This window comes from Burkholderia sp. LFS061 (assembly GCF_047978125.1).
In the GTDB taxonomy this organism is placed as follows: Bacteria; Pseudomonadota; Gammaproteobacteria; order Burkholderiales; family Burkholderiaceae; genus Burkholderia; species Burkholderia pyrrocinia_C.
In genome coordinates, this window is record NZ_JBFPFS010000087.1 from 1 (window position 1) to 8,828 (window position 8,828).

Annotated in this window: 9 protein-coding genes; 4 read left to right on the top strand and 5 right to left on the bottom strand. The window is 66.3% G+C overall.

Translation table 11 applies throughout. The features are described from left to right. Positions 1-692, top strand: a 692-nt coding sequence (locus ACNQQL_RS35370) for a tetratricopeptide repeat protein (RefSeq protein WP_347069377.1), incomplete at its 5' end; no start/stop codon positions are given. A gap of 893 nt (positions 693-1,585) precedes the next feature. On the opposite strand, the gene ACNQQL_RS35375 is transcribed toward ACNQQL_RS35370, so the two are convergent. Then, on the bottom strand, positions 1,586-2,203 hold the full coding sequence (locus ACNQQL_RS35375) for a type VI secretion system amidase effector protein Tae4 (RefSeq protein ID WP_347069379.1): 618 nt from the start codon (positions 2,201-2,203) through the stop codon (positions 1,586-1,588). Continuing rightward, complete coding sequence (locus ACNQQL_RS35380) at positions 2,185-2,790, bottom strand: hypothetical protein (RefSeq protein WP_347069381.1); 606 nt, start codon at positions 2,788-2,790, stop codon at positions 2,185-2,187. Before ACNQQL_RS35380 ends, ACNQQL_RS35375 begins: the two co-directional genes overlap by 19 nt. Before the next feature lie 470 nt (positions 2,791-3,260). Here ACNQQL_RS35380 and ACNQQL_RS35385 point away from each other — a divergent pair, with 470 nt between their 5' ends. The 3 genes from ACNQQL_RS35385 to ACNQQL_RS35395 all read left to right on the top strand — a co-directional run bounded on the left by ACNQQL_RS35385 (position 3,261) and on the right by ACNQQL_RS35395 (position 5,458). Beyond that, a complete protein-coding gene (locus ACNQQL_RS35385; RefSeq protein WP_347069383.1) occupies positions 3,261-4,181 on the top strand; it encodes a biotin--[acetyl-CoA-carboxylase] ligase in 921 nt (306 codons plus the stop codon). Next, complete coding sequence (locus ACNQQL_RS35390; protein WP_347069385.1) at positions 4,178-4,966, top strand: type III pantothenate kinase; 789 nt, start codon at positions 4,178-4,180, stop codon at positions 4,964-4,966. The genes ACNQQL_RS35385 and ACNQQL_RS35390 overlap by 4 nt, the downstream gene beginning before the upstream one ends. Before the next feature lie 249 nt (positions 4,967-5,215). Further along, positions 5,216-5,458 carry a hypothetical protein gene (locus ACNQQL_RS35395; RefSeq protein WP_072437658.1) on the top strand — a complete coding sequence of 81 codons (243 nt, stop codon included), beginning with the start codon at positions 5,216-5,218 and terminating at the stop codon, positions 5,456-5,458. A 16-nt stretch (positions 5,459-5,474) separates the two neighbouring features. Here the strand turns inward: ACNQQL_RS35395 and rfaE2 are convergent, their stop codons facing one another. The 3 genes from rfaE2 to ACNQQL_RS35410 all read right to left on the bottom strand — a co-directional run bounded on the left by rfaE2 (position 5,475) and on the right by ACNQQL_RS35410 (position 8,701). Beyond that, a complete protein-coding gene (gene rfaE2 / locus ACNQQL_RS35400) occupies positions 5,475-5,960 on the bottom strand; it encodes a D-glycero-beta-D-manno-heptose 1-phosphate adenylyltransferase (protein WP_072437326.1) in 486 nt (161 codons plus the stop codon). A gap of 159 nt (positions 5,961-6,119) precedes the next feature. After that, on the bottom strand, positions 6,120-6,998 hold the full coding sequence (locus ACNQQL_RS35405; RefSeq protein WP_034208501.1) for a diiron oxygenase: 879 nt from the start codon (positions 6,996-6,998) through the stop codon (positions 6,120-6,122). 476 nt (positions 6,999-7,474) lie between these two features. Then, positions 7,475-8,701, bottom strand: coding sequence for a patatin-like phospholipase family protein (locus ACNQQL_RS35410; protein ID WP_072437328.1), 1,227 nt, complete (start codon positions 8,699-8,701; stop codon positions 7,475-7,477). Positions 8,702-8,828: the final 127 nt, after the last annotated feature.

The window sequence follows — 8,828 nt, forward strand, 5'->3', positions numbered from 1 at the left end:
GCCCCGCACCGAGCGCCGCGCAGCTCGACGAGTGGCAGGCGATGGTCACGCAGGCCACCGAGCCGCACGCGCTCGCGCAGTTGCGCACGCTCGCGCGCCGCGGGTCGGGCGCCGCGCAGACGGCGCTCGGCATCGCGCTCGTCGACGCGCGCGAACCGGGGCTGCGCGACGAGGGGCGCGGCTGGCTGGAAACCGCCGCGCAGGCGAACAGCAAGGCTGACGCACCGGCTGCGCGGCGCGCGCAACTCGCGCTCGGCAAGGCACTGCTGCTCGGCAGCGGCGACATCCCGAAGGACTACGCACGCGCCCGCGCCCTGCTCGGCGAAGCGGCCGAACAGGGCGACCCGGCCGCCGCGTATTACCTCGGGCTGATCTATCGCAGCGGCTACGGCATCGCCGCCGATCCGGTGCAGGCCGCGCACTGGTTCGACGTCGCGTCGCGCGCGGACATCCCGGCCGCTGACTTCATGCTCGCGAACGCGTACCGCGACGGCAGCGGCGTGCCGCGCGACGACGCGCGCGCGCTCGCGCTATATCGTCGGGCCGCCGAACACGAGTTGCCGGAAGCGGTGCAGACCCTCGCGATGGCCTATCGCAACGGCGAGCTGGGGCTCCGGCCCGACGCGGACGAATTCCACGCGCAGTGGATCGAGACCGCGCATGCGCTGAAGCACCCGGTCGTCGCTCCGTGATGTGATGGTTCTTCGGTTCGGGCGGCTGGCGCGAGCCATCGGGACAAGGGCGGCCTCACGCGCACGACCTGACGCCCCGCTCATCGATCACCGTCAGGCGGAATCGGTTGCGGGGCATGGGCGAGCGCACCTCAATCCCCTTTCCGCTTTCTTCTTTCCCGGTTTCGCCCCCATACACACCCACGCCAGCCGCCGATTACCGGGACCACAACCACAGATACAAACCAACCGGTAAAAAACAGGTTGGCGACTCGCGGGTGCGTGTCGAACAGACTGCCTCTCCCCTGAAGAATCAAAACGCCGAACAGATACAACCCGCCCCAACAAACGAGCGTGGCCATGACCAAGCCAGCAATTGCACCGATGGCGGATCCCAACAATTTCATTTGATCGGAAAGCGCCCGCGATGCCAGAGAAAACGGAAAACATTGGCTCAAGGTAAAGCAAGTCGGTCAGCATGGCCCCCGCACCGAGCATAATGCGTCATTGGCAGCAGATCACCGTCTATACGCCATGGCATTAACGCTACTGAAGAACAGCGCCAACGATCACGCTTAGACTCCACTCATTCCTGATCTACCACAGTCGCCAGAAAAGCATAACGGACCAATGCACCGCGACAAGCGAACACGGCAACACCGCCCATCGTGTCCAATGACGTTGCTTGCGTGAGAACAAGATAGCTGCAGCATAAAAAATGATCGCTGGTCCAAGGATCGTCGCCACGAACACCAAACCATCCACGAAATTGATTTGGCAGGCGTCAATCTCCTTGCAGCCCGTCACCACACAGGATCGCGGAAAGTGCCTGCAGATTTCGATATCGATTGCCGACCACCACCAAAGGCTTGCAAAGCCTAGAACGGCGAAGATTGTGGCGATTCCGTGACGCCTCATCGAATTTCCCAGAATAGAATCTGATTCGAGTTTCGCAGATCTGACCAGCCGAACTCACGCCCCGGCCTGAATGAATGTCTGCCTAATACCCGCCCAAATGTTGCAAATACATTTGGCAGACTACTTATTGTCAACCGCCTTCCGTTCCATAGATCAATATGCCCGCCGCTGGCGTTTTCTGCTGCCTCACCATCACGCACCCAATAACCATCAAACATCACAATCCCGGTTCTGCCTCTGATTTTCGACTCCCAGTCCGGCCCCGTGACCCTCTCGACTTTTCCCAAACCCGCGAAAGGCAGCAGATTCAACCATGCACCAAGCTCGTTAGCACGTGTCGCTGTAGCCTTTCCATGCAGAAGAATCCGACCAATACTTGACTGCCCACCGAGCGGCTTGACCAGCTTCGACGAAAACGACTTCATGTCGACCCCGACGCGATGCAGGGCAACACTCACGCGAATTGCACATTGGTTTGTATAAGCAGGGTTGTCATATGGGGTACCCGACGGGTAAGCATCCCACAGCTCGCTGAACGTCACTGCCCGAAGCTGCACTTCCTTGATTGAGAGCGGGGTCGTATTTCCCCTCACCATTATCGATCTGTTGGGCATGACGGCCAGTCCTTGTGGGCAAGCGCATCCTCACCCCAATATATTTGGTAACTCCCGGAAATCTCGGTATGGATTCGCGGCAATCGACCATTGGTATCGACGCGTCCGGCGATCGTGCACCCATCAGCCATTTCGATCAAATACGGATAGCTCTGCGGCAGCCTGGTGCCAATGCAGGCGCGCACCTGTTCGTCATAGGTAGGAGTAACGTCAGATCGTGTCGCGACGGTATGCTTTTTTTCATCGACCTCTGCAATTCGTTGGTTTTTCTCAGCGGCTGTTGCAGCTTGTGACGTCAGAATCATCTTCATGCCACGCTCGGCATAAAAGACGGGAGACGGACTACATCCGCATACATTGACATCGCCACTCAATGCCCACTGCTGACCATTTGGCCCCGTTCCAGGCAAACGCGGACCTTCCGGCGCGATGAATCCTTCCTGTTTGCAAGCCGTGCAGTAGGTTTTCATGTAGAGCGTGGCGATCTGTACGCGCGGGGGTGGATTGGAACACGTGACGAACTCCAGCCCTTCCGTGATCACGGCGTTACCGCCCCGGTCGCCTTTGGCGAGGAAAAAACGAATCATGCCGACTCGCCTCGAAACGTCGCGCCCGAACGCTTCGTATCCATATAAAGACGAACCGTTCCCGATTCGACAACTGCCTTATCGCCAGCCCAGATACGCCGGCCGGTTTCCGCAGCAAACCGACAGATAACCGTAAAAGAAGATGCTGGCGACTCTTGCCCGTTGCTCATCTGGATTCCCCGTCGTCAATGGTTGGCATCCAAAATGCCCAAGCAGCACAAGGGAATCAATCAGACGAATTCGAAATTCCTAATCAATTCATATGAGTCGACTATGTTTTTCCCATCACCCGACAAGAGCGGGCCGGACTTCAATTAGCTTGACAATGCACTTTCGCTTGAATACGCGACACCTTCGCCTGGCGGCAACGAAATTCGAGCCAACGCGCCGCGACGATCCAGGCAAGCGCCCCGACAAACGCCTCCCCGCTCCCCAACGCGCTTCCGCCCCCTGTCGCTACAATAGCCACCATGAACGCCCCCACCTCCTCCGACACGCCCGATTCCGGCGACGCGCACATCGCGCGCAACCGGCTCGACGCGCACCTGGACGCCGCGCCGCGTGCGTGGCCGCTCGACATCGTCGCCGCCACCGGCTCGACCAACGCCGACGTCGCGACGCGGCTCAAGGCGCTGCCGCGCAGCGCGAACGCATTGCCCGCGCCGCTCGTGCGCGTCGCGTTCGAGCAGACGGCCGGCCGCGGCCGGCAGGGCCGCCCGTGGTTCGCGCAGCCCGGCAACGCGCTGCTGTGCTCGGTCGGCTGCATCGTGCCGCGCGCCGTCGACGCGCTCGGCGGCCTCAGCATCGCGATCGGCGTCGCGCTCGCCGAAGGGCTGGCCACGCTGCCGCTCGACGCCCGCATGCGCGTCGCGCTCAAATGGCCGAACGACCTGCTGCTGACGGCCACCGACGACGGCACGCCGCGCATCGTCGGCAAGCTCGCCGGGATCCTGATCGAAACCGTGTGGACCACCTCCGGCGCGACCGCCGTCGTGATCGGCTTCGGCATCAATGTGCGCGGCGCGGAAGCCGTCGCCGCGCAGGTCGACGCGCTGCGCGCGCGCGACGCGACGCTCGCGAGCGGGCTGCCGCCTGCCGCGCTGTCGATCGCGTGCGCATCGGCCAACCTCACCGATACGCTCGCCGCGTCGCTGAACGCGCTCACGCCCGCACTCGCGCAGTTCGGCGCCGACGGGCTCGCGCCGTTCCTGCCGCGCTGGCATGCACTGCACGCGTACGCGGGCCGCGAAGTCGTGCTGCTCGAACAGGGCGTCGAACGCGCGCGCGGCATCGCGACCGGCATCGATGCGACCGGCCAGTTGCTGCTCGACACGCCGAACGGCGTGCAGGCGATCGCGGCCGGCGACGTGTCGCTGCGCGAAGCGCAATGAACGAGCCGTACCTGCTGATCGACGCCGGCAACAGCCGGATCAAGTGGGCGCTCGCCGATGCGCAGCGCACGCTTGTCCAGACCGGCGCGTTCGGCCACGCACGCGACGGCGGCGGCGATCCCGACTGGTCGAACCTGCCGCGTCCGCGCGGCGCATGGATCTCGAACGTCGCGGGCGCCGACGTGGCCGCACGAATCGACGCGCTGCTCGACGCGCGCTGGCCGGGCCTGCCGCGCACGACGATACGCTCGCGCCCCGCGCAATGCGGCGTGACGAACGGCTATACGACGCCCGAACAGCTCGGCAGCGACCGCTGGGCCGGCCTGATCGGCGCGCGCGCGGCCTTTCCGGGCGAGCACTTGCTGATCGCGACGTTCGGCACCGCGACGACGCTCGAGGCGCTGCGCGCGGACGGCCGCTTCACGGGCGGGCTGATCGCGCCGGGCTGGGCGCTGATGATGCGCGCGCTCGGCACGCACACCGCGCAGTTGCCGACGCTGACCACCGACATCGCGAGCGGGCTGCTCGCAGGTGCGCAGGCCGAGCCGTTTCAGGTCGATACACCGCGTTCGCTGTCGGCAGGCTGCCTGTACGCGCAGGCGGGGCTGATCGAACGCGCTTGGCGCGATCTCGCCGATGCATGGCAGGCACCCGTGCGGCTCGTGCTGGCAGGGGGCGCGGCGGACGAGGTCGCGCGCGCGCTGACGCTGCCGCATACGCGGCACGACGCGTTGATCCTGTCCGGGCTCGCGCTGATCGCCGAGGAAGCGGCCGCGCAGAATTGACGGAGTTGCGTCGGCTTCGCCGTCTCGCCGACGGTATCGGCGCATGTCGGTGCAGGATTTCGTCGCGGGAACGTTGGGGGAACGCGCCACTGCAAGCGGCCCGCCGCCCGCGAGGCAAAGGCCGCACACGGGTTGCCTGACTGTTGAGAACAGTCACGGAAACAACGAAAAAGCCGGCCATGCGGCCGGCCCGACTGAACGACTGAACGACTGAACGACTGAACGACTGAACGAAAAGGAGTGTCGACGATGCTGCGCTGGCTGATCGCTGTTCTCTTTCTCGCCAACATGCTCGCGTTCGTGGTGGCGCGCGGCGTGTTCGGGCCGCTGCCGGCAGCCGGCCCGCGCGAACCGGGCGTGCTGTCGCGGCAGGTGCAGCCCGATGCGCTGCGCGTGACGCCGCTGGCGCAGGCGGCCGACCAGCCCGTCGTCGGCGGCCCGATCGCGCCGCCGGCCGTCATGGCCGCGCCGCTTGCGGCGTCCGCGCCCTGACAGCGCCGGGCCGCGCTCAGGACTGCTGCGCGCGGACCTTCTTCAGCAACGCGGTGGTCGAGCGGTCGTGCTCGAACGGAATCGCCAGCGCGCGGCCGCCCCAGCCGCGCACGAGCGCCGATTCCGGCAGCGCATCCATGTCGTAGTCGCCGCCCTTCACGAGGATGTCCGGACGGATGGCCTCGATCAGCGACACCGGCGTCTGTTCCTCGAACTTCACGACCCAGTCGACGCTTTCCAGCGCCGCGAGCAGCGCCGCGCGGTCGTCCTCGCGGTTGATCGGCCGATCGTCGCCCTTGCCGAGCATGCGCACCGACGCATCGCAGTTCACGCCGACGATCAGGCACGCGCCGAGCGCTTTCGCGTCGGCGAGATACGTGACGTGGCCGCGATGCAGGATGTCGAATACGCCGTTGGTGAACACGACGGGCGACGGCAGCGACGCGCGCAGGGCGACCAGGGCATCACGGGTAATCAGCTTGCGTTCGAAGGTGGCGGACATGATGGAGATCGGACGGAATGAACGATGGGGCGCGCGGCGGCCCCGGCGGCAGCGCCAGATAAAAAGCCCGCCGGACCGGCCGGGCGGGCTTCATGCAACGGACGCGAAACGGCGCAATGCGGCCGGCGCGATTCACGCCGGCTGCGGCGCCTTGCTGCCTCAGGCCGGCTGCGCGGCCGACGACGGGCCGCTTTCGGCCTGCAGGCGGCTGGTGACTTCCTTGCGATAGCGGTTCAGCTCCTGCGCGGTCGCGAACGTGCGCTCGAACAGGATCGACAGGTTGTGCAGGATGCGCTCGACAACCTTCTTTTCCCACTCGCCGTCGAAACGGATCTGCTCGTCGAGCCAGCGTTCGAGCCATTCCGGATCGGGCAGGCGCGACTGCACGGTGTCGCGCGGGAACAGCGCCTGGTTCACGTGCAGGTTGGTCGGGTGCAGCGGCTTCTCGGTGCGGCGCGCCGACGCCATCAACACGCCGATCTTCGCGAACGCGGCACGCGCGACGTCGCCGCAGTTGTTCAGCGCCTTCTTCATGTAGCGCAGGTACGCGCCGCCGTGGCGCGCTTCATCGCGCGAGATCGTTTCGTAGATCTGCTTGATGACGGGCTCGGTGTGCCAGTCGGCCGCGCAGCGGTACCAGTGGTTCAGGCGGATCTCGCCGCAGAAGTGCAGCATCAGCGTCTCGAGCGGCGGCGCCGGATCGAACTGGAAGCGCACCGCGTGCAGCTCCTCTTCGGTCGGCACCATTTCCGGCTTGAAGCGACGCAGGTATTCCATCAGCACGAGCGAATGCTTCTGCTCCTCGAAGAACCACACGCTCATGAACGCGGAAAAGTCGCTGTCGTGCTGGTTGTCGCGCAGGAACATTTCCGTCGCGGGCAGCGCCGACCATTCGGTGATCGCGTTCATCTTGATCGTCTTCGCCTGCTCGTCGGTGAGCAGCGAAGCGTCGAACTTGTCCCACGGAATGTCCTTCTCCATGTCCCAGCGGACGGCTTCGAGCGACCTGTAAAGTTCCGGATAAAGCATCGTGTTCATGATGGTCCCACCCCTGTTCTGCGCAATGCGACTTCTCTAAACGTGACTGTTGCCACAAAGGCGCGCCAAGCGCGCTTTTTGCAGCCAAGACTGTAATTTTACGCGTGAAACCGACCGACCGGACGCTGATTCCACGTCCGGCAGCCGGGCGGTCGCGCCGCCGCCGTTGGGCACGCCGCAGCCACGCTCCATTCGAACGGAACCGGCCGCGCTTGCCTGAGTGGGGGGCCGGCGCTGGCCGGCTCGTTGGCGAGCCCGTCCCCTGCCCCCAGGCGGGTTCCCCGTAGGGTCCCGTGCGGATGCCGGATCGGCGGGCTGCTCGATGTGGTGTATACGGCGGCGGCCATGATATCACGCGTGTATGACGCTTCCGAGACGCCTGCCCGGTCGCGCGCCGCCAATCCCGGTGCGGCGATCGGTCGCGCCCGACCGTCGCGAAAACGCAACCTCGCGCAACCGCGCGCCATCTGCGTACATCAGACCCGTATTTCGCCCGTCGCGAGCCCGTCTTCCGGCGGCGTGCCGGCTGCCGGCGCGCTGCTGCCGTCCGCCTGTGCGATCCAGCCGGCGAGCGTGTCGCGCTGCGCGCGCCCGTCGCCATAGCCGAGCTCGATCAGTTCGCGCGTGAACGCCTCCTCGAACAGCAGGTAGCTCGCGAACGACGCGCCGGCCGGCTGGCTGCCGCCGACCGCGCCGAGCAGCCCGCGCATCGCCGCCGGCATCTGCTTCAGGTGCTTCGCGGCGATCAGCTCGATACGCTCGGACGGCGCGATCGCCAGCACGTCGACGTGCCGCCAGCCGCTGTCGACCTCGACCTGGTGCGGCAGGTGCTCGATCATCCGGTTGATGTGCTCGATCCGCTCGATGTCCGAGCCGATCGAGTCGAGGAACACGCTCGCAAGCACCTGCTGGCCGATCTGCGCGAGCGACGGGTAGCCGCGCACGCGGCCGGCGCCATTCGCGGCCGGAATCTCGGGCCGCGGGTCGGCCGCACCGACGACGACGATCCGGTGCGCGCCGAAGTGGATCGCCGGCGACAGCGGCGCGATCTGCCGGATCGAACCGTCGCCGAAGTACTCGATCTGCCCGTCGAGCACGAGCGGCACGGCCGGGAACACGAACGGAATCGCCGACGACGCGAGCAGGTGCGACGCCGACAGATCGACGAGCCGCGCGGTGCGCTGCGCGCGCCGCCACGCCTGGATCGGCTCGGCCGCCTGGTAGAACGTGAGGTGCCGGCCGCTCGAATAACTGAGCGCCGTCACCGCAAGCGCGTGCAGCAGCCGCGCCTCGAGCATCTGTTCGATCCGGTGGAAGCTCAGTTCGCGCTGCAGCAGGTGCGCGAGCGGCGTGTTGTCGAGCAGCCCGCGCGGCGAACGGCGGGCCGCCCAGCCGAACGTCATCGTCGCGAGCCAGCGCGCGCCGGCGGCCGCGATGCCGAGCCAGTCGGTGCGGTACACGTAGTCGGGGCGCAGGTGCTCCCAGAATTCGAGCAGGCGGCGCACGCCGTGGGAAAAGTCGTCCGCGTGGCTCGCAATCGACGTCGCGTTGATCGCGCCGGCCGACGAGCCGCACACGACCGCGAACGGCAGCGTGTGCCGGTCCGGATCGGCCTCGAGCGCGATCTCGGCCAGCGCCTTCAGCACGCCGACCTGGTAGGCGGCACGCGCGCCGCCTCCCATCAGAACGAGCGCGAGCCGCATGATCGACCTGCTACCGGCGCCGCGTCACGTCGAGCGCTTCGGCGGAGGGTTTGCGGGCTACTAAGCGGCGGCCGCGCGCACCGCCGCCGAGCCGGCCGGCTTCGCGCGCTTCGCGGCGGGCTTGCGC

Excerpts from the sequence above, each read along its gene's own strand:
- ACNQQL_RS35375 (WP_347069379.1), bottom strand. The coding sequence starts at position 2,203 with ATGCCCAACAGATCGATAATGGTGAGGGGAAATACGACCCCGCTCTCA.
- ACNQQL_RS35380 (WP_347069381.1), bottom strand. The coding sequence starts at position 2,790 with ATGATTCGTTTTTTCCTCGCCAAAGGCGACCGGGGCGGTAACGCCGTG.
- ACNQQL_RS35385 (WP_347069383.1), top strand. The coding sequence starts at position 3,261 with ATGAACGCCCCCACCTCCTCCGACACGCCCGATTCCGGCGACGCGCAC.
- ACNQQL_RS35390 (WP_347069385.1), top strand. The coding sequence starts at position 4,178 with ATGAACGAGCCGTACCTGCTGATCGACGCCGGCAACAGCCGGATCAAG.
- ACNQQL_RS35395 (WP_072437658.1), top strand. The coding sequence starts at position 5,216 with ATGCTGCGCTGGCTGATCGCTGTTCTCTTTCTCGCCAACATGCTCGCG.
- rfaE2 (WP_072437326.1), bottom strand. The coding sequence starts at position 5,960 with ATGTCCGCCACCTTCGAACGCAAGCTGATTACCCGTGATGCCCTGGTC.
- ACNQQL_RS35405 (WP_034208501.1), bottom strand. The coding sequence starts at position 6,998 with ATGAACACGATGCTTTATCCGGAACTTTACAGGTCGCTCGAAGCCGTC.
- ACNQQL_RS35410 (WP_072437328.1), bottom strand. The coding sequence starts at position 8,701 with ATGCGGCTCGCGCTCGTTCTGATGGGAGGCGGCGCGCGTGCCGCCTAC.